The sequence below is a fragment of the Luteimonas fraxinea genome, assembly GCF_021233355.1.
In the GTDB taxonomy this organism is placed as follows: Bacteria; Pseudomonadota; Gammaproteobacteria; order Xanthomonadales; family Xanthomonadaceae; genus Luteimonas; species Luteimonas fraxinea.
The window spans coordinates 542,971-565,453 of record NZ_CP089507.1; the positions used below are offsets into that span (position 1 = coordinate 542,971).

Genomic DNA, 22,483 nt, shown 5'->3' on the forward strand with positions numbered 1-22,483 from the left:
GCTTCCTCGGGGAGACGTTTTTCTTTGGTTCCGTTTCTTTTGGCGTCTACCAAAAGAAATGAACTCGGCCGCGTCAGCGGACGAAAGCGTTTGATCCTCGCCTCTATCGGCACCTTCGGTGAGACAGGCAGAGTCAAGAGCTTCCACTCGCCTTGCGGCGAGCGGGTTCATTTCTTTTGCTGGCCCAAAAGAAACGGAACCAAAGAAAACGGCCTCCCCGACGGAGCTCACCCGGCATGTCATTCGTTCCGGAATTTTTCGACTCGCCATCCTGGCTCGGTCGAAAAACGGCGGGCATCCATGCCCGCCGCCCTCCGGGTTTGCGATCTGCATCGCGCGCGTCGCGGAAAGCGAGCACTTTCCACGACGAACGCAGAACCGCGAACCGAATGCCTCAGACCGCATCCGACAACGACGTAAACGTGAAATCCCGCAACCGCATCGGCGGCAGCATCATCACCATCGACGACTCGTCGCCACCCACGCGCACCGGGCGACCCAGCTCGTCGATGTTGTTGAGCATGATCACCGGCGACTCGTTGAAGCGGAAATTCTTGACCGGATGCTTGATCTCGCCATTCTCGATGTAGAACGTGCCGTCACGGGTAAGACCCGTCAACAGCACGGTCTGCGGATCGACCATGCGGATGTACCAAGTGCGCGTGACCAGGATGCCGCGGTCGGTGCCGCGGATCAGGTCGGCCGTGGTGCCCTCGCCGCCCGACATCAGCAGGTTGCCCGGACGGCCGACTGCGCGCTTGCCCTGCTGCTGCGCCCAGAAGCGCGAGTAGTCAAGGTTGGCGATCTTGCCGTTCTCGATGATCGGCATCTTCTCGCGCGGCAGACCTTCGCCATCCCACGGCATCACGGCCGCTTCCGGGTGCCACGGATCGGCCACGATGTTGACGCGCGGGTCGTAGACCTGCTCGCCGAGCTTGTTGCCGCCGCCGCGCTTGGACAGGAAGCTGCGGCCTTCATCGGCGGTACGCGCGTCGAAGAACCGCATCATGAAACTGATCAGGCCAGCAGATGCGGCCGGCTCCAGGATCACCGTGTACTTGCCCGGCTCCAGCGCCTTGGCCTCGGCCGAATCGCTGGCCTTGCGCATCGCCACGCGCACGTCGCGGCCGGCGTCGAACGCGCTGGCGTCCTTGAGGTTGCGACCCACCCAGCCCGAACCGCGGCCGTCTTCGGTGCGCACGGTGCAGGTGTAGTTGAAGTTCGTCGCCTGCTGGTAACCGAAGTTGCCATTGCTGTTGGCGAAGGCGACGAAGTTCTTGCCGTCGTCGAGGAAGCCTGCGGCGATCAACTGCTCGGCGCGACACGGGGTGATCGAGCCGGCTGCGACCTGGGCGCGGAATTCCGGCGTGATCGCGGCCGTCGATTCGCTGAAGGTCGGGCTGGGGCGGTATTCCTGCTTGCCGATTGCCGGCAGGAATTCCGGATTCTCCGGCGCCAGGCGCGCGAGGACTTCGGCGCGCTTGACCACGCTGCGCAGCGAGGCGTCGTCGAAGGCGTTGATGCTGGCGGTGCCGACGCGCTTGCCGAACGCGACCTGCACCGCGAGTTCGGCATTGCTGACGATGCCGCTGGTGGACACGTTGTTGAGTGCGAAGCGGATGTTGCCGTCGACGGAACCGGCCAGCGTGGCCGTGCATTCGTCGGCGGTGGACAGGGCGACGGTCTTCTCGAGGATCTCGCGCGCCTGGGCTTCGGTGAAGATGGTCATGGTGGGATCTCCTTAGCCGAGCGAACGCGCGGTGTTGATGACGTTGATGCCGTCGAAGCGGGCGGTGGACGAGCCGTGCGAGACCGCAGACACCTGGCTCGGCTGGCCCTTGCCGTCGAAGAACGAACCACCGAGGCGGTAGTCGCTCTCGTCGCAGATCGCGGTGCAGGCGTTCCAGAATTCCGGCGTGCGGATCTGGTAGGCCACGTCCTCGACCATGCCGGTGATCGCGCCGTCCTTGATCTCGTAGAACAGCTGGCCGCCGAACTGCGCGTTGTAGCGCTGCTGGTCGATCGAAAACGAACCGTCGCCGATGATGTAGATGCCGTTCTCGACGTCCTTGATCATGTCCGCAACGCTCAGCTTCGCCTTGCCCGGCGCCAGCGAGACGTTGGGCATGCGCTGGAACTGCACGCTCGACCACGAATCGGCGTAGCAGCAGCCGTCGGATTCGGTCTTGCCGAGGATGTGGGCCTGGTCGCGGATCGCCTGGTAATCGACCAGCTTGCCGTCGGTGATCATGTTCCAGCGCTTAGTCGCAACGCCTTCGTCGTCATACCCCACGGCGCCGAGGCTGCCTTCCTGGGTCTTGTCGGCGAACACGGTGACGATGTCGCTGCCGTACTGGAAACGCTGCTCGCGCTTGTCGAGCGTGGCGAAGCTGGTGCCGGCGTAGTTGGCTTCGTAGCCGAGTACGCGGTCGAGTTCGAGCGGATGGCCGATCGCCTCGTGGATGGTGAGCCAGGTGTGCGAGGGGTCGAGTATGAGATCGTAGCGACCCGGCTTGACCGTCGGCGCCTTGAGCTTTTCCTGCGCTTGGCGGGCCGCGGCGATCGCATCCTCGCGCATGTCGTAGGAGTTGCCGTAGTTGACGACGCCGTTGGGCGAGAGGATCTTGCCCGACGCCGCGCCATCCAGATATTCGTAACCCATGCCCATCGGTGCGGACAGGCCTTCGCGCGTGCGGAACTTGCCGCTGGCCTTGTCGATCGCGGTGACCGTCATCGGTGCCCAGATGCGGTGCACGTCCTGATCGATGTAGGAGCCGTCGGTGCTGGCGAAATACTTCTGCTCGTTGACCAGGAACAGCGTGGAATTGACGAAGCTCGCGCCTGCACCCATCGCCGCCGCGTTGACGCCGAGCAGCAGCTCCACCTTCTCGGCCACCGGCACTTCCATGGCGTTCTTGGTGATCGGCGTGCGCCACGAGGCCTCGCCCACACCCTTCACCGGCGCCAGCTGCACGGGCGCGGTCTGCACCTTGGAATTCGCCATCGCGATCGCCGTCGCCTGACGCGCGGCCTCGGCCACGCCCTGTTCCGTCAGCGTATTGGTCGCCGCGAAGCCCCAGGCCCCACCGGCGATCACGCGCACACCGACACCGATCGATTCGGTGCTGACGACGTTCTGCACCTTGTCCTCGCGCGTCATCACGAACTGGCGCAGATAGCGGCCGACGCGGACATCGCAATACGTGGCACCCGCGGATGTCGCGGCATTGAGGCCGGCATCGGCAAGCCGCTTCTTGAAGCCGACATCGAGCGTGGACACCAGCTGCTCGGCGGCGATGACCCGGCCGAAGACGGCAGGCAACATCAGGCCGCCCGCGCCGACACCAGCGAGGGCGAGGAAGTCGCGTCTATGCAAGGGAGCTCTCCCGGAACGGGTCCGCAGCGGCGTTCGCCGTGGACGGGGTTGGCAAGGGTGGCGTCGCATCCTGCGAGGCCATCCCGATTCTTGACGCGATGCGTGCACAGCGTCCAGTGACTTTCGGCATACGCGTGTGTGATGGGGGTCGCTGGGTGGGTGTGTAGAGGGCGAAGCGTTGGAGATGGCTGTCCGCGGATCGAGCAAAAGCGTTCTGCACTGCCTCACTGCCGACCCTCACCCGACGCGCTGCGCGCGTCGACCTCTCCCGGAGGGAGAGGTGCTGGTCCCGGAGGGAGAGGTGCTGGGTCATGCGATGCGCTGGATGCAATGAAAATCCGTAGACGCACGTTGAGCGAGCCCCTCTCCCTAGGGGAGAGGGGTTGGGGTGAGGGCAGACGCTCGCACCGATGCCGACTTCAGCCACACGGTATGGGTTTCGCTGCGCTCTACCCATCCTACGAGGCGCTTTGAACGCCTCAAATATTCCGCGCCGTATTGATGATGTTGATCCCGTCGAAGCGCGTCGTCGCCGAGCCGTGCGACACCGCCGAGACCTGGCTCGGCTGGCCCTTGCCGTCGAAGAACGAACCACCGAGGCGGAAGTCGCGCTCGTCGCAGATCGCCGAGCAGGCGTTCCAGAATTCCGGCGTGCGGATCTGGTAGGCCGCGTCCTCCACCATACCGGCGATCTCGCCGTTCTTGATCTCGTAATACAGCTGCCCGCCGAACTGCGCGTTGTAGCGTTGCTGGTCGATCGAGTACGAACCGCGGCCGTGGATGTACAGGCCGCGTTCCACGCCCGCGATCATGTCCTGGACCGTCAGCGGCGCCTTGCCCGGCGCCAGCGCCACATTGGGCATGCGCTGGAACTGCACGCTCGACCAGGCATCCGCATAGCTGCAGCCATCCGACTCGGTCTTGCCGAGGATGTGGGCCTGGTCGCGCGTGGTCTGGTAGTCGACGAGGATGCCGTCCTTGACCAGATCCCAGCGCTTGCACTGCACGCCTTCGTCGTCGAAACCGACCGCGCCGAGGCTGCCCGGCTGGGTCTTGTCGGCGAAGAAATTGACGATCTCGCTGCCCCAACGGTATCCCTCGTCGCGCTTGTCGAGCGTGGCGAAGCTGGTGCCGGCATAGTTGGCCTCGTAGCCGAGCACGCGGTCGAGTTCGAGCGGGTGGCCGACGTTCTCGTGGATGGTCAGGAACAGGTTCGACGGATCGAGCACGAGGTCGTAGCGACCCGGCTGCACCGACGGTGCGGACAGCTTCTCGCGCGCCTGACGCGCCGCCGCTGCGGCATCGGCGCGCATGTCGTAGGCCTGGCCGTAGGCGATCACGCCGCCCGGCAGTTCGAAGCGCTGCGCCGGATCGGGCGAGAGGTATTCGTAGCCCAGACCCATCGGCGCCGACAGGCCGTCGCGGGTGCGGAACTTGCCGCTGGCCTTGTCGACAGCGGTGACGGTGAACGGTGCCCAGATGCGATGCACGTCCTGGTCGATGTACGAGCCGTCAGTGCTGGCGAAATACTTCTGCTCGTTGACCAGGAACAGTCGTGAACTCACGAAGTCCGCGCCTTCCGCAGTGGCCGCGGCATTGACGTCCATCAGCAGCGCGACCTTTTCCTCCAGCGGCACGGCCATGCCGTTGCGGCGCACCGGCGTCGCCCACGACACCTCACCCACGCCGCGCACCGGTGCCAGCTGCACCGGCTCGGTCTGGATGCGTGCATTGGCCTTGGCGATTGCCAGCGCCTGCCGCGTGGCTTCGGCAATGCCGTCTGGATCGAGTGCACGCGTCGCCGCGAAGCCCCAGGCACCGTTCGCGATCACGCGGATGCCGACGCCGGTCGATTCCTCGTTGACCACGTTTTCAGCGCGCGTCTCGCGAGTCATCACGTACTGGCGCAGGTAGCGTCCGATGCGCACGTCGCAATAGCTGCCGCCGCCATCGCGTGACGCCTGCAGGGCGACATCGGCGAGCCGTTTCTTGAGCGCCGGATCGAGCGTGCTGGTGAGGTCTTCCGCAGCGATCGCGCGGCCGATGCCACCGGGCAACAAGAGGCTGCCAAGCCCGATTCCACCGTAGGCCATGAAGTCACGACGCCGCATTCCACTCTCCCCGCGGCGATGGCCGCATACCGCCCGATTCTTCGGTGCGCATGGTGCATGCGTCAAATCAGGCGCCATTTTTCCGCACCTGTATGCGCGCTCATACGTGACGTGGGCCGGGCCAGCCTGGCGTTGCCGATGACGCGGCGTGACGCGTGTGCGCCTTCCACCGCTGCGGACCCGTTCCGCCACCATCGGCACATGCAAGGCCGCCGGCGCGCCTCTATGCTTGCCCGCTGTCCCGTACCCGGAAAACCGCCGCATGCGTCGTTCCCTGCTCGCTGTCGCCGTGCTCACCGCCGCCCTCGCCGGCTGCAACCGTGAGGCGCCGACCGCGCCCGCCACCGCGCAGGACGCGCCCGCTGCCAGCGCACCGTCGCAGGCCGACGCCGCGTTCGCGGCACTCTCGAAGCGCTATCTCGACGAGGGCATGCGGTTCTCGCCGATCTCGGCCACACAGATCGGCGATCACCGCTTCGATTCCGAAGTGGACGATCTCTCCGCGGCCGGCCGCCAGGCGGGTCTCGACTTCAACCGTCGCTATCTGACCGAGCTCGATGCAATCGATCTCGCCCAGCTCTCGCGCGACAACCATGTCGATGCGTTGATCCTCAAGAACACCCTCGAGTACGGCATCTGGGATACCGAAACGCTGCAGAGCTGGGCCTGGGATCCGCAGATGTACAGCGGCCTGGCGGGCGGCGCGATCTACAACCTGATGGCGCGCGAATTCGCACCGATGCCCGAGCGCCTGAAGTCGGCGACCGCGCGCATGGAGAAGATCCCGACGATCCTGGCCCAGGCGCGCGAGAACCTCGACCCGGCGCGCGTGCCCGCGACGCATGCGCGCACCGTTGCCGCGCAGAACAAGGGCGTGCTGTCGCTGATCGACACGTTCATCACCCCGAACGCCGACCAGCTGCAGGGCGAGGACCGCACGCGTCTCGACGCCGCGGTGGCGACGCTGCGCGCGGCCGTCGACGAACACCAGACCTGGCTCGACGGCACGCTGGTGCCGAACGCCAAGGGCGAGTTCCGCGTCGGCGCGGAGATCTACGACCAGAAGCTCAAGTTCGCGCTCAATTCCTCGCTCAGCCGCCAGGACATCCGCCAGCGCGCGGAAGCCGAACTGGTGCGCATCCGCGACGAGATGTACGTCGTCGTCCAGGCCGTGCTCAAGGATCGCGAAGGCGCACCGGAGACGCCGGCGCAGCCGAGCGAAGACCAGCGCCAGGCGGCGATCGAAGCGGCGATGGAAGTCGCCTATGCCGACAAGCCGGGCCGCAATGAAGTCGTCGATTTCGCCAAGCACACGCTGGATGTCGCGACCGAGTTCACCCGTCAGCACGATCTGGTAACCGTGCCCGACGATCCGGTGAAGATCATCCTGATGCCGGAATTCCAGCGCGGTGTTGCGGTCGCGTATTGCGATTCGCCCGGTCCGCTCGACAAGGGCCTGGACACCTACTACGCGATCTCGCCGATCCCGGACGACTGGGACGACGGCCAGGTCGATTCGTTCCTGCGCGAATACAACAAGCACATGATCCACGTGCTGACGATCCACGAAGCGATGCCCGGCCATTACCTTGAGGGCGCGCATTCGGTGAACCATCCGTCGACGCTGCGCGCGGTGTTCCGCTCGGGTCCGTTCGCCGAAGGCTGGGCGGTCTACACCGAGCGGATGATGGCCGACGCCGGTTACGCCGATAACGATCCGCTGTTCCGCCTGATGCAGCTGAAGTTCTACGCGCGCGCAGTGGCCAACGCGATCCTCGACCAGGGCATCCACGTCGACAACTGGACCAAGGAACAGGCAATGGACCTGATGGTCCGCCAGACCTTCCAGCAGACCAGCGAAGCCGAAGGCAAGTGGATCCGCGCCCAGCTGTCGTCGACCCAGCTCGCCACGTATTTCGTCGGCGCGCAGGAACATTTCGACGCGCGCAAGGCGGCCGAAGCCAAGGCCGGCGAGGCGTTCAACCTCAAGCAGTACCACGACGACATGCTGGCCCAGGGCGCCCCACCGGTGCGCTTCGCGCGTCAGCTGATGCTGGACGAGACGATCGAGTAAACGTCGCTCGCGCACCCGCAACCGTCGCCCCAGCGAACGCTGGGGCCCATTTTGATTTTCGCGCAAAGCATCAGAATCAAAATGGATCCCAGCCTGCGCTGGGATGACGGTGCCGAACGATTCCCTAATGACCGAGAGCACGAGCCCAGGTCGTCAGGGCGGAACAGGTGTCAGCAGGTCGATTATTGACCCGCGATATCATCGCGTCATGCCCACACGCGCTTCTCTTCGCCACGCCGCCGCGCGCATGCTCGATCCCTTGTGCAGCATGGGGCTCTGGCTTGGGACGCTGTGCTTCGCGGCATCGCTGACACCCAGTCTGATTCCGCGCGACGCGTTGCTGCAGGGCGTGCTCTCCGGCATCGCTTTCGCGGCCGGATATGGCGTCGGCGTGCTGATGCGTTGGCTGTGGATCTTCCTCGGTCTACCGCGATTGCGTGATCTGGCGGTCGGGCGTGTCGCGACCGGGCTCGCGGTCGTCGTGTGCGCGGCGATGGTGATCGGGTTTCTCGCGCAGGCCTCCGGTTGGCAGAACGACATTCGTGCGCGCATGGGCATGGAGGCGGTTGCGAGTGCGCGCCCGGTGTTCGTCGGGCTGGTGGCGGGCGGTGTCGCGCTGGTGCTGTTGCTGCTCGGCCGATTGTTCGGCGGCGTGGTGTACGTGCTGTCTCAGCGTCTGGGCCGGCATCTGCCGCGGCGCGTGTCGCTGATCGTCAGCGTCGCGCTCGCCGGCCTGCTGTTCTGGTCGATCGGCAACGGCGTCGTGTTCGAGGCCGGCCTGCGTGCGCTGGATTCGTCTTACCGGCAACTCGATTCGGTCGTCGACACCGCGCTCGATCCGCCGCTCGATCCATTGAAGACCGGCAGCGAAGCGTCGCTGCTCGGGTGGTCCGGCCTGGGTCGCATGGGCCGTGCCGCAGTCGCCGCCGGCCCGACCCAGGTCGAGATCGAAGCGCTGAGCGGACAACCCGCGCAGGAACCGCTGCGGATCTACGTAGGCCTGAATTCCGCGCCGGACATCCGGGCGCGCGCCGAGCTCGCACTGGCGGAGATGATCCGCGTCGGCGCGTTCGAGCGTTCGACGCTGGTGATCAACACGCCGACCGGCACCGGCTGGCTCGATCCCGCGAGCCAGAAGGCGATGGAATATCTGCAGCGCGGCGATGTCGCGACGGTCTCGATGCAGTACTCATACCTCGCCAGCTGGCTGGCGCTGATGGTCGACCCGACCTATGGCGCTGATTCGGCGCGCGCATTGTTCGCCGCCGTGCACGGCCACTGGCGCACGCTGCCGCGCGACCAGCGCCCGCGTCTGTATCTGCATGGCTTGAGCCTCGGCGCGCTGAACTCCGATCTTTCGGTCGATCTGTTCGACATCATCGGCGAACCGTTCGATGGCGCGCTGTGGGCGGGCCCCCCGTTTCCGAGTCGCACCTGGCGTCACGCGACGCTCGGCCGCGATCCCGCCACGCCGGCCTGGCGTCCGCGGTATCGCGACGGTTCGGTCGTGCGCTTCATGACCCAGGACGGCGCGCCGGCGGGCGATGCGGCATGGGGCGGCACGCGCATCGTCTATCTGCAGTATCCGAGCGACCCGATCACGTTCTTCGAAGCCGGCTCGGCGTTGCGGCGCCCGGACTGGCTGGCCGGGCCGCGTGCGGACGACGTGTCCGATTCGCTGCGCTGGTTTCCGCTGGTGACGTTCCTGCAGCTCGGCATGGACATGGCGGTCGCGACCTCGACGCCGACCGGATACGGACACGTGTTCGCCGCCGACGATTATGTCGATGCGTGGATCGCGACGACGGGGGCGACGTGGGACGCGGATTCGGTGGCGGCGTTGAAGGCGACGCTGGCGGCGGAGGGCTTGTAGCGCTCGCAACCGCTGCCATCCGCCGGGATGCCCACGATCGCCACACCGGGCAGCACGTTCGTTTTGCCGTCGCCACGGCGCACGCTGGACCCATTCTGATGTTTATCCGGAAGCACAGCGTCAGAATGGATCCCGGCCTTCGCCGGGATGACGCGCGGATGTCTGCTTCCTCCGGCGCAGTCAACACAGCGCATGCACCGCCCTATCCCCGCGCCGACTCGAACGCCTCCGGCAATGTCTGCACCTTGCCGCAGTAGCTCGGGTCGTACCCCGGCAGCATGCCGAGATCGCGCCGGAATCCATCGCTGCGCAACAGCGTCAGCAGTGCGGTCAGTCGCCCGGAATCGAGCACATCGTTGTGGCACAGGAAGAAATAGTGCTCGGTGATCAGCGGGAAGAAATCCAGGCCGTACTTGCGCGCAGGCGGCTCCAGCGCGAAGCCGACATCGGCCAGGCCGCTGGCGACGTAGGCCGACACCGCCGCATGCGTGAGCTCCTCGACGTCGCAGGCGCGGATGCGTTCGAACGCGATGCCGTGGCGCGCGAGCATCGCTTCCAGCAACAGGCGCGTGCCGGAGCCGGGCTGGCGATGGATCATGCGGATGTCGGGGCGTTCGAGATCCTGCAGCGTCTCGATGCCGCGCGGATTGCCCGGCGCGAGCACCAGACCCTGACGGCGCATCGCCAGATGGATCACCCGGTCGGCGTCGAGATCCAGGCGGTCGCGGTAGTGCACGAACAGCGCGGGTTCCAGATCGCCGATCGGCAGGTGCAGGCCGGCGATATCGCAGGCACCGCTGCGCAGCGCGACCAGTGCGTCGTCGGGGCTGCGGTATTTGAGGTCCAGCGCGAGATCGGCTTCGGCCATCGTGCGACGCAGCGTTTCGACGCCGAAGCCGTGCGAGGCGTGGATGCGCAGCGGCGTGGCATGCGCGCTGACGGTACGTTCGAGTTCGGCTTCGAGTTCCGTGGCCAGGCTGTCGAGCATCGGTGTCAGGCGCGCGGCGATGCGGTTGTCGGCCCAGACCAGACGTTCGCCGATCGGGGTCAGGCGCGCGCCGCGGCCGCGGGTCATGCGCAGCAGCGGCTGGCCGAAGACTTCGCGCGCGTCCTGCAGCTGGCCCCAGGCGTAGCGGTAGGACAGGCCGACTTTGCGCGCCGCCGCGGCCAGCGAGCCCGTCCCGCGTACCGCGATCAGCAGCTCGACCAGATGCGACGGCAGCTTAGCGCCCGCAGCGCTTTCCAGTTCCCAACGCGGCTGGATGCGGACCTTGTACATGCGCGACTCCCTCAAACCTGCTGCAGCGCAGCGCGCATCGGCCGCAGGTTCAATATGTTCCTGAAAGCCGGATATTCGACCATTGGAACTGGCGGCACAAGGGTTGCGGGGGTACCGTTGCGGCGATTTGTCGCAGCCAATATGTATCCAAGAACATAAATACGCGACAAAGGTCAGAGATCGGCACATCGACCCGGGGAGGATTCATGGCCACCAGTTCCGCAACGACACAACCCGCCAGCAGCGCCCGCGAAGGCAGCCTGCTCTCGAAAGAACGCATCATCGCCAAGCCCGGCTTCAACCGCTGGCTGGTCCCGCCCGCCGCGCTGGCGATCCATCTGTGCATCGGCATGGCTTACGGCTTCAGCGTGTTCTGGCTGCCGCTGTCGAAGGCGGTCGGCATCGATGCCGCCATTGCCTGCGGCGCCGACATGGGCTTCTTCGCCCGCATCACCTCGGCCAGCTGCGACTGGCAGATCAGCGAACTGCAGTGGATGTACACGCTGTTCTTCGTGCTGCTGGGGTGCTCGGCAGCGATCTGGGGCGGCTGGCTGGAACGCGTCGGTCCGCGCAAGGCCGGCTTCGTCGCCGCACTGTGCTGGTGCGGCGGTCTGCTGATCTCCGCACTCGGCGTGCACCTGCATCAGATCTGGATGCTGTGGCTGGGTTCGGGCGTGATCGGCGGTATCGGTCTGGGCCTGGGCTACATCTCGCCGGTGTCGACGCTGATCAAGTGGTTCCCGGACCGCCGCGGCATGGCGACCGGCATGGCGATCATGGGCTTTGGCGGCGGTGCGCTGATCGGCAGCCCGCTGGCCGACATGCTGATGCGCCACTTCGCGACGCCGACCTCGGTCGGTGTGAAGGAAACCTTCCTGATGATGGCCGCGGCCTACTTCGTCTTCATGATGGCCGGCGCGTTCGGTTATCGCGTGCCGCCGACCGGCTGGAAGCCGAAGGGCTGGACGCCGCCGCCGGCGAAGGACAACGCGATGATCACCCAGGGCCACGTGCACGTGAAGCGCGTCTGGGGCATCCCGCAGTTCTGGCTGGTCTGGGGCGTGCTGTGCCTCAACGTGTCGGCCGGTATCGGCGTGCTGGGCTTGGCCTCGCCGATGCTGCAGGAGATGTTCGGTGGTCGTCTGATCGGTCTGGATGTCGGCTTCGGTGATCTGAGCACCGAGCAGCTGTCGGCCATCGCCGCGATCGCTGCGGGCTTCGTCGGCATGCTGAGCCTGGCTAACATCATCGGCCGGTTTTTCTGGGCCTCGATGTCGGACAAGTTCGGCCGCAAGGTTACCTACTCGATCTTCTTCGTGCTCGGCATCGCGCTGTACGCCTCGGCGCCGACGCTCGGCAACGCCGGTTCGATCGCGCTGTTCGTTGCGGCCTTCTGCGTAATCCTGTCGATGTATGGCGGCGGCTTCGCCACTGTGCCGGCGTATCTCGCCGATCTGTTCGGCACTCAGCACGTCGGCGCGATCCACGGCCGCCTGCTGACCGCATGGGCGACCGCCGGCATTCTCGGCCCGCTTGTGATCGGCTACATGCGCGAGCATCAGCTGAGCCTCGGCATGCCGCCGTCGCAGGTCTACAACACCACGATGTACATCCTCGCCGGCATGCTGGTGCTGGGCCTGATCTGCAACCTGCTTGTGCGTCCGGTGAACCCGAAGTACTTCATGTCGCCGGAAGAACTGGCGCACGAGAAGCAGCTGGCGCACGAGAAGGTCGACGCAAGCGGCAAGTCGCTGATCTCTCAGGACGAGATGGATCGCATCGGCGCGGGTGGCAACCCGGCACTGGTCGCGTTCTGCTGGGCCGCAGTCGGCATTCCGCTCGCCTTCGGCATCTGGAAAACGCTGGAAAAAGCCCTGGTGCTGTTCGCCTGAGGCATGAGCCAGGACCGGCGGCCGCTCACGCGGTCGCCGGTACCCTCCCGACATGACACGTTCCCCCAACACAGATCTTCTTCAGAGCGACGCGACGGCCGGCGCGGTGCGCCGTCCGGTCGAACGCTGGCGCGACGGCGCGGTGCGTCAGGTCGACGACCACGTGGCCGAAGAAGTGCCGGTGGCCTTCGTCTACAACGACGTGCCGTTCGCGGTGATGATGGCAACGCCTGCCGACCTCGAAGATTTCGCGCGCGGTTTCGCGATCAGCGAAGGCATCGTCGATGCGCCGGAGGATGTGGCGATCGAAGGCATCGCGCATTTCATCGAAGGCATCGAGATCCGGCTGCGGATTCCCGAGGCGCGCGCCGAGGCACTGGCGCTACGTCGTCGCAGCATGAGCGGACGCAGCGGCTGCGGCGTCTGCGGCAGCGAGTTGCTGGAAGCGGCATTGCGGTATCCGGCACCGGTCACGACCGATGTCCGTGTGTCACCCGAATCACTGTCACGGGCATTGCGCGCACTGCGCGATGCGCAATCCATCGCCGCCCTCACTGGCGCGACGCATGCGGCAGGCTGGGCGTCGCTCGACGGCAGGCTGCAACTCGCACGCGAGGACGTCGGCCGCCACAACGCGCTCGACAAACTCATCGGCGCGCTGCACGCCGATAACTTCGATCCGGCCGACGGCTTCCTCGTCGTCACCAGTCGCGCCAGCTACGAAATGGCGATGAAGGCGGCGAGTGTCGGCATCGCATTGATGGCGGCGATTTCCGCGCCCACTGCGCTGGCGATTTCGCTGGCCGAGCGCGCCCATCTCACCCTGATCGGTTTCGCACGCGACGACGGGCATGCCGTATACACCCACGCGCAGCGGCTGCTGCCCCCGCCGGCGACATCGCCGGTCGCCGCGCGCACAGGCAGGAGCTTTGCCCCATGAGCAACGACACGATCCGCAAGTACGACGGTCCCGCCGGTGGCTGGGGCGCGCTCAAGAGCGTGGCCAAGCATCTGACCGAACAGAAGATCGCGGTCAGCGGCGCGAAGACCCTGCTCAAGGCCAACCAGCCCGACGGCTTCGATTGCCCCGGCTGCGCCTGGCCCGACCGCGACCACACCTCGACCTTCGAGTTCTGCGAGAACGGCGCCAAGGCCGTCGCCGCCGAAGCGACGAAGTTCCGCGCCGGTCCCGAGCTGTTCGCCAAATACACCGTCACGCAGCTAGCCGAGTACAGCGATTACTGGCTGGAACAGCAGGGACGGCTGACCACGCCGATGCGCTACGACGCGGCGACCGATCACTACGTGCCGGTGACCTGGGACGAAGCGCTCGGTCTCGTCGCGACGCATCTCAACGCCCTGCCCTCGCCCGACAACGCGATCTTCTACACCTCGGGTCGCACCTCGAACGAGGCCGCGTTCCTCTATCAGCTGTTCGTGCGCGAGTACGGCACCAACAACTTTCCCGACTGCTCCAACATGTGTCACGAGTCGTCCGGCACCGCGCTGAAGAAGCAGATCGGCGTCGGCAAGGGCACGGTGTCGCTGCACGATTTCGAACTCGCCGACGGCATCTTCATCTTCGGCCAGAATCCCGGTACCAACCATCCGCGCATGCTCGGCGAACTGCGCGAGGCGGCGAAGCGCGGCGCAAAGATCGTCTCGTTCAATCCGCTGCGCGAGCGCGGCCTGGAACGTTTCGCCGATCCGCAGGACAAGCTGGAGATGGCGACCTACAGTTCGACGAAGATCTCCTCGGACTATTTCCAGCTCAAGATCGGCGGCGACCTCGCGGCTGTGAAAGGCATGATCAAGCACGTGCTCGAACGCGATGTGGAAGAGACCGGACTCGGCCGGCCATCGCTGCTCGACCATGCGTTCATCGCCGAGCACACGACCGGCTTCGATGAGTTCGTCGTCGACGTGCTGGCCGAATCCTGGGACGTGATCATCGAGGAATCCGGACTCGACGAGGCGCAGCTCCGTCGCGCCGGCGAGCTGTATCTCTCGTGCGAACGCGTCATCGCGTGCTGGGGCATGGGCATCACACAGCACAAGCATTCGGTCGCGACGATCAACGTGCTGATGAACCTGCTGCTGCTGCGCGGCAACCTCGGTCGTCCCGGCGCCGGCGCGTGCCCCGTGCGCGGCCACAGCAACGTGCAGGGCGACCGCACGATGATGATCTACGAGAAGCCGCCGGTCGCGTTTCTCGATCGCATCCGCGACGTATTCGGCTTCGAGCCCCCGCGCGAGGACGGCTTCGATACCGTCGGCGCGATCGAGGCGATGATCGACGGCCGCGGCCAGGTGTTCTTCGGCATGGGCGGCAACTTCGCCATCGCCACGCCCGATTCCGACGCGACCGCGCGCGGTCTGCGCAGCTGCGCGCTCACCGCGCACGTCACCACCAAGCTCAACCGCAGCCATCTGATCCACGGCAAGGACGCGTTGATCCTGCCGTGCCTGGGCCGCACCGAGATCGACATCCAGGCCGCCGGCCCGCAGGGCGTGACAGTCGAGGATTCGATGAGCATGGTGCACCTGTCATCGGGCATCAATCCGCCGGCGTCCGACACGCTGCTGTCGGAACCGGCGATCGTCGCGCGCCTCGCGCACGCCACACTGGGCGCGCGTTCGAGGATCGACTGGCTGGGCGTGGTCGAGGATTACGACCGCATCCGCGACCTGATCGCAATGACTTTCGACGACTTCCATGACTTCAACACCCGCGTGCGCGTGCCCGGCGGTTTCCGCCTGTCGAATACGGCGCGCGATCGCAAGTGGGTGAATCCGGCCGGCAAGGCGGTGTTCTTCGCCTGCCCGGTGCCGACCGACAATCCGATCCATCGCGCGCGCCGCATGCACGGCACGCAGCCGGTGTTCACGCTCGCGACCACGCGGTCGCACGACCAGTACAACACCACGATCTACGGCCTCGACGACCGTTATCGCGGCGTGTTCGGCGAGCGTCGCGTGCTGTTTTCGAACGCGGATGACATCGCCGCGCTCGGCATGAAGGCCGGCGACTGGGTGGACCTGGAAAGCCTGTGCGAGGACGGCGTGCGCCGTCAGGCCCTGCGCTTCCTGCTGGTCGAATACAACATCCCGCGCGGATGTCTGGCCGCTTACTACCCGGAGACCAATCCGCTGGTGCCGCTGTCGAGCTTCGCCGACGAATCGCGCACGCCGACCTCGAAGTCGGTACCGGTCATCGTGACCCCGCACGTCGCCGACGTCGGCGCGCACATGCCGCGCCAGCGCGACATCACAGCCACCATTGTCCGCTGACGAAGCCCTGCTGCAGGCGCTGCTGACCGAACTGGCGGCAGCGCCGGATGGCATGTCGCTGCCGCGACTGTGCAAGCGTCTCGGGGTTCGCATGAGCGTGCTGTTGCGCACCCTCGCCTACCTCGGCGAAGAACGCATCGGCGATGCGCAGGGCCCGGGCTGGGTCCGCACCGTCGAAGATGGCGAGCGGACGCTCGCGCAACTCACCGACAGCGGCCGCGCAGTCGCGATGTCGCTGCTGCAGCCGGACGACAGCGCGCCGGCTTGACCGGCGCTTCTACGCCGCGCTTGACCGCACCGCAACGAGCACTTCGGCCTGCGTTGTCCACACCGGATGTGGATGGTCTGATGACAAAGGTGTGGATAAGCACCGCGAGGCCGCCTCGCAGGCGGCCCCATTTCATGCGGTCAAATTTTCACCACCCTGCCGATGCCGGTGGATCTTGCCGCTTGATCCGCGCATCGGGATGTGCAGCGCGCTGTCGCACCGCTCAGGCGACCGGATCCGACCACACCGCGAACTCGTTGCCGCTCGGCTCGGCGAAGTGGAAACGGCGACCGCCCGGAAACTCGAAGACGGGTTTCAGGATCGTGCCGCCCGCGGCCTCGACCTTCGCCAGCGTCTCTTCGATGCGTGCGCTGTAGAACACCAGCAGCACACTGCCCGCCTCGCTGCGCGCCTGCAGATCCGCGCGATAGAAACCGCCGTCGAGTCCTTCGTTCGAGAACGCGATGTACTCCGGACCGTAGTCTTCGAAGGTCCAGCCGAATACCTGCGCGAAGAACCGCTTCGTCGCATCGAGATCGCGGGCGGGAAGTTCGACGTAGTTGAGCTTTTCGTGGGCGGGCATGGCGGGGCTCCGGTGCGGTTTCGCGGATGATGCCCCAATGCCGTCGGCACGTCGCGCCTGCGCGGCGCTTCATTCGTTTGGTGCGGAAGAGACTCGCGCCTGGAAGCAGCGCCGATCCACGATGAAGAATCAGACCGCGCCCGCAGGTACGAAGCTGGAATCGTGCAGGGTCTGCAGAGGTGGGAACAACGGAGCCGGCAGGTCGGCCCAACGGCACCACGACCAGCCCAGGCATTTCGCGGGTTCGAGCACCGCTGGCTCACCAGTCGCCTGCGCGGTGACGAACAGGGTCACGTAATGGCGGCCTTCGACGGCGAAGACATCGCTGGTGTACGGCGCGGGCGTGATGTCGTGGATCGCGAGCCCGGTTTCTTCCAGCACCTCGCGCCGCGCGCAGTCCGCAACCGTTTCGCCGAACTCCAGATGGCCGCCAGGCAAGGCCCAGGTGCCGGCGCCATGTGAGCCGGCACGTTCGCCGAGCAGCACCTTGCCGTCGCGGAGGATGATCACGCCGACGCCCACCAGGACTGCGCCGGTCTGCACTTGCGTTGTCATTCCCGTGTCCTGTCGTGTGTAGAAGCCAGTGATCCCGCGATGCGCCGATGCGAGTCAATCACGCGCGCAGCGTGGCGCCGCCGTCGACGTAGAGATCGCTCATCGCGATATGGCCGGCCTGGTCGGACAGCAGGAACATCACCGCGTTCGCGATGTCCTCGGGTTCGGCGAGCTTGGCCAATGGAATGCCGCTCTTGAACGTCTCCAGCGTGCCGGCGATGGTGCGCGCCTCGCCGCCGGCGTCGGTCCACATGCCGGTCTGCATCGGCGTGCGCGTCGAACCGGGCGCAACGATGTTGCAGCGGATGCCCAGCGGCGCGAGTTCGAGGCCGAGGCAGCGCACGAACATCGTCGTGGCGGCTTTCGACGCGGCGTAGGCCGCCATGTTCTGGCGCGGGATGCCGGCGGCGTTGGAACTGACGGTCACCATCGCGCCGCGACGGCGCGGCGCCATGACACGGGCCACGGCCTGCGACACGTGGAAGACGCCGTCGGTGTTGACCGCGAAAGTGCGGCGCCACTCTTCGGCGGTGAGGTCGAGGACCGATGCGGTCGAGAGGATGCCGGCGACGTTGATGGCGAGATCGATGGGGCCGATGTCGGCTTCGATCTGTTTGATCAGGGTGTCGACGGCGGCCGCGTCGGTGACGTCGAGGGCGTGGGAATGGAGGGTCGCGAGACCTGCCCTCACCCCAACCCCTTTCCCAGGGGGAGAGGGGCTCAAAAGCGGACGACCTCGAGATTCGAGCCCCTCTCCCTCCGGGAGAGGGGTTGGGGTGAGGGCCCCATCAGCCGACGCAGTGTCTCCGGACGATGCCCCCACCACCGGCGCCTCCCGATCCGTCGCCACCACCGTCGCGCCACTCTCCTGAAGCAGCCGCACTACCGCAGCACCGATACCACCTGCCGCGCCTGTGACAAGAGCGAGCTTTCCGTCGAAGCCTGTGAGTTGCATGCGTGCGGTTCCCGGTATTTCGTCTGTCGAATGAAGGATGCGCCGGTCAGCGCGCGTCGAACGCCGCGAGTCGCGCGTCGAGCATCGGCGCGATGCGCGCGGTGGCGTCGCGGCCCGTGAGTTCCGCGTGCAGGAACGGCAACGCGATCGAATCAATGCGCGCGGCATGCGCCGACCACAACGATGCCTGCAGCTGCGGGCGGTCGGCATGATCGTTGCCGGCGCGCACGTGCAGCAGCGTGCCGTCGAATCGATGGTGGTGATGCAGTCGCACCAGGCGATTGGTGTCGGTCACCGCGCGCACGACACCGTCGAGCACCGCGCCCGGCAGGTTGCCCAGCGCGCTGTCGCCGCGACGCAGGAAATCGACAATGGCCTCGCGCGTACGCAGCTCGGGATACGCATCCGGGTCGTAGCCGGCAATCGCCAGCAACGCGCGCAATGCGGCGATGGCATCGGGCTCGGGCTCGGCACGCCAGACCTCGGCCGGGTACGCATCGAGCAATGCGAGTACACCGACTTCGCGACCGAGCGCGCGCAGACGGACGGCCATCGCCTGGGCGAGGATGCCGCCGACCGACCAGCCGAGCAGATGCACGGGACCGTCCGGCTGCAGGGCGACGACGCGGTCGGCGTACTCGGCCGCCAGCGTGTCGATGCTGCCGGGCAGCGCATGCGCGAGGTCGAGGGCCGGCGACTGCAGGCCGTATACGCTGCGCGCAGGCGCGAGAAAACGCGCGAGGTCGCGATAGCACCAGGCGATGCCGCCGGCCGGATGCACGACGAACAAGGGCGCGCGTGCGGCTTCGCCCTGCGCGAGCGCGATCACCGGCGCGAGGCCGTGGTCAGGATCGTCGCCCTCGCCCGCATCGAGCGCGGCGGCGAGTCTTTCCACCGTCGGCGTCGCGAACAAGGCACCGAGACCCGGATCGCGCCCAAACGTCTGCTGGATCGCGAGCAGCAGATGTACGGCGAGCAGCGAATCGCCGCCGAGCGCGAAGAAGTCGGCGTCCGCGCCGACGTGTGCGACACCCAGGGCCTCGGCGAACAACGCGGCGAGCGCGGTTTCGGTCGGCGTGCGCGGCGCGACGAATGCGCCCTGCTCGAACGCGGGTGCCGGCAAGGCGTCGCGATCGAGCTTGCCGTTCGCGGTCACCGGCCAGTCGACGAGCGCGACGAAGGCCGACGGCACCATGTAATCCGGCAGCTGCGCGGCAACGGAGGTACGCAGCGACGCAGCGTCGAAGTCCGCCGTCGGCTGCAGGTAGCCGACCAGGCGCCGGTCACCGGCGCGGTCCTCGCGCACGATGACGGCCGCCTGCGACGCGAGTCCACTGGCGACGATGGCGGCCTCGATCTCGCCCAGTTCGATGCGCAGGCCGCGCAACTTGACCTGGTGATCGCTGCGGCCGAGAAACTCGACCGCGCCATCCTTGCGCCAGCGTGCAAGGTCGCCCGTCCGATAGATGCGCTCACCCGGCAGATGCGGATCGTCGAGGAAGCGCTCGGCGGTCAAGTCGTCGCGGCCCAGATAGCCGCGCGCGAGCTGCACGCCGCCGAGATACAGATCGCCGACGACGCCCGGCGGCAACGCGCGCATGCGCGCATCGAGCACGTACATCCGCGTGTTCCAGACCGGGAAGCCGATCGGCACCGGGCGCGAGGTGTCGTCCGCGCTGGCGGGCCAGAAGCTGACGTCGACCGCGGCTTCGGTCGGGCCGTAGAGGTTGTGCAATTCCGACGCAACCGTCGCGTGGAAGCGATCGCGCAAATCGGCATCCAGTGCTTCGCCGCTGACGAAGACGCGACGCGTCGAGAGCCCGCGCGCTTCCGGCGCGCTCAGGAACGCGGCCAGCATCGAAGGCACGAAATGTAGCGTGGTGATGCCGGCATCGGAGATCAGCCGCGCTATCGCGACCGGATCGCGGTGTGCGTCCGGCGGTGCGACCACCAGCGTGGCGCCGGCCAGCAGCGGCAGGAAGAACTCCCAGACCGAGACGTCGAATGTCGCCGGTGTCTTCTGCAGGATGCGATCACTCGCATCGATGCCGTAATGCGTGCGCATCCATTCGAGCCGATTAACGATCGCGCGATGCTCGACGACGACACCCTTGGGCTCACCGGTCGAGCCGGAGGTGTAGATGACGTAGGCCGCATTCTGCGGATCCACGGACGGCAGCACGCCGTCGTCCGCACGCTGCGGCCAATCACGCGGCGCAAAGCGCAGCGCGTCGTCGGGCCAGTCGATCCCGTCGTCGGCGCTCGCGAGCAGCGCGACCGGCTGCGCGGACCGCAAGATGCGCGCACGTCGCTCGAGCGGATGCGCGAGATCCATCGGCAAGTAGGCAGCGCCGGCGCGCAGTGCGGCGACGAGTGCCACGACCAGTTCGATCGAGCGCGGCAATGCGACCGCGACAACCGTGCCGACGCCTGCACCGCGCGCCCGCAGCGCCTGCGCGAGTGCGCGGCTGCGCGTATCGAGTGCGCGGTAGGTCAGCGTCTCGCCGCCGAACACGAGTGCCGGCGCGTCGGGTGTCGCCGCCATCGAGGCTTCGATCAGCGCGACCAGGGTCGTGTCGGGTACCGGATGCGCGGTGGCGTTGAAGTCGAACAGCGTGCGCGCGGCTTCGTCCGGTGTCGCCAGCGGCACGTCGTCGAGACGCGCATCCGGCTGCGCTGCAAGTTCGAACGCCGCGCCGAGGAAGGTGCGCAGACGCGTCGCGTGCGCGGCGACGTCGGTGTCGGCGTACAGATCCGGATTGGCTTCGATCTCCAGATCGAGCGCCTGCACGCCATCGCCGCGGAACCCGAGCGTGATGTCGTCGACCGGTCCCGTGCCGAGGATTTCCATCGATACGCGCGTGCCGGCGAGCAGTGTCGGCCGGTAGAACGGCTGCACATTGATCAGCGGGCCATGCAGACGACGCTGACCGCCGATCAGGCCGAGATCGCGCCGCAGCTGCTCGCCGCGGTAGCGTCCATGCCGGCGGCCGCGCAACAGCGCGCGGACCATCGTCTGCATGAAATCCGCGACGCTCGCATCCGGCTGTGCGGGCACGCGCAGCGGCAGCACGTTCATGACCATCGCCGGCACGCGCGCGGACGCGCTGCCGAGCCGGCCCATGAAGGGCACACCGACGACGGCTTCGCCCTGCCCGCCGAAGCGCTGGCAATAGGCAGCGGTGAGCGCGGTCAGCACGTCCGGCCAGGGCTGGCCGAGCGCGGTCGCCGCGCGGGCGAGGCCGTCGCGGAAGTCCGCGTCGAGCGCTTCGACGTGACGCAGGCAATCGGGCGCGGCATGGGCGAATCCGCTGCCGAGCCCCGACGCCGCCGGCATGCCGGCCAGCGTCTCCTGCCAGTACGCCGCATCGGTCGCACGCTTCTCCGACGCGCGATAGCTCGCGTCCTCGGCCAGCACGCTGTAGAGCGGCGCGAATGCCGCACCGGCGGATGCGTCGGCATACAGCGCACAGGCGCGTTCGGTCAGCAGCGCCATGCCGTAGCCGTCGGTCGCGAGGTGATGCACCCGCAGATACCAGACGAACCGGTGGCCGCCGAGCACGTACAGCCGCTGCAGCGCGAGTCGATCGCGCGCGGGATCGACCGGCGACAGCCGATCGCGCGTCATCGCCGCACGCGCGGCATCGTCCGGTGCCGGTTCGGCCGACAGATCGACGATCTCTAGATGCGGCACGTGACCCGCGTCGATCCACTGGATCGGACCGTCGCCCGTCTCGCGCATACGCAACGCAAGCGCAGGCGCCTCGTCGACAGCCTGGTCCGCCGCGCGCACGAAGGCCTCGACATCCAGCGCGCCGTCGATCCACAAGGCGTGCGCGGTGTTGAACGCCGGGTTGTCCGTCGCCAGCCGTTGCGCATACCAGAGGCCGGCCTGCGCTTCGGTGAGCGGCCAGCCCGTGCCCGATGTCGAGGCATCGGCTTCGACATGAGACGCTGTCGCGGTCATCCGGCGGCGGGCGTGTCGCGCTGCAGGTCCTGCACGACCTGCCACCAGCCGGCGAGCGTCGTGTGCTCGGCGAGATGCGAGAACTCCAGCGCGATGCCGTGCTCGCCCCAGGCCATGACCAGGCCCAGCACGCGCATCGAATCGAGACCGAGGTCCATCAGATTGTCGTCGTCGCGCACATCTTCCGGCGCTTCGCCGACGAGCTTGGCGACATCGGCGCGCATGCGCTCGAGGGTCAAGGGGCCGGTGCGGTCCACAG

Annotated in this window: 15 protein-coding genes; 6 read left to right on the forward strand and 9 right to left on the reverse strand. The window is 67.0% G+C overall.

Annotated features, from left to right (window positions below; translation table 11 throughout):
- Positions 1-394 precede the first annotated feature (394 nt).
- From LU699_RS02390 to LU699_RS02400, 3 genes are all read right to left on the reverse strand, one after another.
- Positions 395-1,729: a TldD/PmbA family protein gene (locus LU699_RS02390; protein WP_232580468.1), complete on the reverse strand. Its 1,335-nt coding sequence runs from the start codon at positions 1,727-1,729 to the stop codon at positions 395-397.
- A 12-nt stretch (positions 1,730-1,741) separates the two neighbouring features.
- Positions 1,742-3,376, reverse strand: coding sequence for a TldD/PmbA family protein (locus tag LU699_RS02395; RefSeq protein ID WP_232137804.1), 1,635 nt, complete (start codon positions 3,374-3,376; stop codon positions 1,742-1,744).
- A 479-nt stretch (positions 3,377-3,855) separates the two neighbouring features.
- A complete protein-coding gene (locus tag LU699_RS02400) occupies positions 3,856-5,487 on the reverse strand; it encodes a TldD/PmbA family protein (protein WP_232137805.1) in 1,632 nt (543 codons plus the stop codon).
- Between the two features lie 262 nt (positions 5,488-5,749).
- Between LU699_RS02400 and LU699_RS02405 the strand changes: the two genes are divergently transcribed.
- Both LU699_RS02405 and LU699_RS02410 read left to right on the forward strand, forming a co-directional pair.
- Positions 5,750-7,561, forward strand: coding sequence for a DUF885 domain-containing protein (locus LU699_RS02405; RefSeq protein WP_232137807.1), 1,812 nt, complete (start codon positions 5,750-5,752; stop codon positions 7,559-7,561).
- A gap of 208 nt (positions 7,562-7,769) precedes the next feature.
- Positions 7,770-9,434 carry an alpha/beta hydrolase gene (locus LU699_RS02410; protein WP_232150344.1) on the forward strand — a complete coding sequence of 555 codons (1,665 nt, stop codon included), beginning with the start codon at positions 7,770-7,772 and terminating at the stop codon, positions 9,432-9,434.
- A 202-nt stretch (positions 9,435-9,636) separates the two neighbouring features.
- Here the strand turns inward: LU699_RS02410 and LU699_RS02415 are convergent, their stop codons facing one another.
- Positions 9,637-10,713 (reverse strand): substrate-binding domain-containing protein, encoded by a 1,077-nt coding sequence (locus LU699_RS02415; protein WP_232137811.1) that lies wholly within the window; start codon positions 10,711-10,713, stop codon positions 9,637-9,639.
- 206 nt (positions 10,714-10,919) lie between these two features.
- Here LU699_RS02415 and LU699_RS02420 point away from each other — a divergent pair, with 206 nt between their 5' ends.
- From LU699_RS02420 to LU699_RS02435, 4 genes are read left to right on the forward strand one after another with little or no spacing between them, the layout of a single operon-like run.
- Complete coding sequence (locus tag LU699_RS02420) at positions 10,920-12,605, forward strand: OFA family MFS transporter (protein ID WP_232137812.1); 1,686 nt, start codon at positions 10,920-10,922, stop codon at positions 12,603-12,605.
- Between the two features lie 52 nt (positions 12,606-12,657).
- On the forward strand, positions 12,658-13,545 hold the full coding sequence (fdhD, locus tag LU699_RS02425) for a formate dehydrogenase accessory sulfurtransferase FdhD (RefSeq protein WP_232137813.1): 888 nt from the start codon (positions 12,658-12,660) through the stop codon (positions 13,543-13,545).
- Positions 13,542-15,896, forward strand: coding sequence for an FdhF/YdeP family oxidoreductase (locus LU699_RS02430; protein WP_232137814.1), 2,355 nt, complete (start codon positions 13,542-13,544; stop codon positions 15,894-15,896). The genes fdhD and LU699_RS02430 overlap by 4 nt, the downstream gene beginning before the upstream one ends.
- Positions 15,886-16,164 carry a hypothetical protein gene (locus LU699_RS02435; RefSeq protein WP_232137815.1) on the forward strand — a complete coding sequence of 93 codons (279 nt, stop codon included), beginning with the start codon at positions 15,886-15,888 and terminating at the stop codon, positions 16,162-16,164. The genes LU699_RS02430 and LU699_RS02435 overlap by 11 nt, the downstream gene beginning before the upstream one ends.
- 223 nt (positions 16,165-16,387) lie before the next feature.
- Here LU699_RS02435 and LU699_RS02440 read toward each other — a convergent pair whose 3' ends face one another.
- The 5 genes from LU699_RS02440 to LU699_RS02460 all read right to left on the reverse strand — a co-directional run bounded on the left by LU699_RS02440 (position 16,388) and on the right by LU699_RS02460 (position 22,448).
- Positions 16,388-16,747 carry a VOC family protein gene (locus tag LU699_RS02440; RefSeq protein WP_232137816.1) on the reverse strand — a complete coding sequence of 120 codons (360 nt, stop codon included), beginning with the start codon at positions 16,745-16,747 and terminating at the stop codon, positions 16,388-16,390.
- A 129-nt stretch (positions 16,748-16,876) separates the two neighbouring features.
- Positions 16,877-17,302, reverse strand: a complete 426-nt coding sequence (locus LU699_RS02445; RefSeq protein WP_232137817.1) for a nucleotide triphosphate diphosphatase NUDT15 — start codon at positions 17,300-17,302, stop codon at positions 16,877-16,879.
- A gap of 58 nt (positions 17,303-17,360) precedes the next feature.
- Positions 17,361-18,257 (reverse strand): 2,3-dihydro-2,3-dihydroxybenzoate dehydrogenase, encoded by an 897-nt coding sequence (locus tag LU699_RS02450; RefSeq protein ID WP_232580469.1) that lies wholly within the window; start codon positions 18,255-18,257, stop codon positions 17,361-17,363.
- 46 nt (positions 18,258-18,303) lie between these two features.
- Positions 18,304-22,224, reverse strand: a complete 3,921-nt coding sequence (locus LU699_RS02455; protein WP_232137820.1) for a non-ribosomal peptide synthetase — start codon at positions 22,222-22,224, stop codon at positions 18,304-18,306.
- Positions 22,221-22,448: a phosphopantetheine-binding protein gene (locus LU699_RS02460; RefSeq protein WP_232137862.1), complete on the reverse strand. Its 228-nt coding sequence runs from the start codon at positions 22,446-22,448 to the stop codon at positions 22,221-22,223. The genes LU699_RS02455 and LU699_RS02460 overlap by 4 nt, the downstream gene beginning before the upstream one ends.
- Positions 22,449-22,483 lie beyond the last annotated feature (35 nt).

What these genes read in the sequence shown, in the direction of transcription:
- LU699_RS02455 (WP_232137820.1), bottom strand. Translation starts at nt 22,224, where the DNA reads ATGACCGCGACAGCGTCTCATGTCGAAGCCGATGCCTCGACATCGGGC.
- LU699_RS02405 (WP_232137807.1), top strand. Translation starts at nt 5,750, where the DNA reads ATGCGTCGTTCCCTGCTCGCTGTCGCCGTGCTCACCGCCGCCCTCGCC.
- LU699_RS02390 (WP_232580468.1), bottom strand. Translation starts at nt 1,729, where the DNA reads ATGACCATCTTCACCGAAGCCCAGGCGCGCGAGATCCTCGAGAAGACC.
- fdhD (WP_232137813.1), top strand. Translation starts at nt 12,658, where the DNA reads ATGACACGTTCCCCCAACACAGATCTTCTTCAGAGCGACGCGACGGCC.
- LU699_RS02415 (WP_232137811.1), bottom strand. Translation starts at nt 10,713, where the DNA reads ATGTACAAGGTCCGCATCCAGCCGCGTTGGGAACTGGAAAGCGCTGCG.
- LU699_RS02460 (WP_232137862.1), bottom strand. Translation starts at nt 22,448, where the DNA reads ATGCGCGCCGATGTCGCCAAGCTCGTCGGCGAAGCGCCGGAAGATGTG.
- LU699_RS02445 (WP_232137817.1), bottom strand. Translation starts at nt 17,302, where the DNA reads ATGACAACGCAAGTGCAGACCGGCGCAGTCCTGGTGGGCGTCGGCGTG.
- LU699_RS02400 (WP_232137805.1), bottom strand. Translation starts at nt 5,487, where the DNA reads ATGCGGCGTCGTGACTTCATGGCCTACGGTGGAATCGGGCTTGGCAGC.
- LU699_RS02420 (WP_232137812.1), top strand. Translation starts at nt 10,920, where the DNA reads ATGGCCACCAGTTCCGCAACGACACAACCCGCCAGCAGCGCCCGCGAA.
- LU699_RS02440 (WP_232137816.1), bottom strand. Translation starts at nt 16,747, where the DNA reads ATGCCCGCCCACGAAAAGCTCAACTACGTCGAACTTCCCGCCCGCGAT.
- LU699_RS02450 (WP_232580469.1), bottom strand. Translation starts at nt 18,257, where the DNA reads ATGCAACTCACAGGCTTCGACGGAAAGCTCGCTCTTGTCACAGGCGCG.
- LU699_RS02410 (WP_232150344.1), top strand. Translation starts at nt 7,770, where the DNA reads ATGCCCACACGCGCTTCTCTTCGCCACGCCGCCGCGCGCATGCTCGAT.
- LU699_RS02430 (WP_232137814.1), top strand. Translation starts at nt 13,542, where the DNA reads ATGAGCAACGACACGATCCGCAAGTACGACGGTCCCGCCGGTGGCTGG.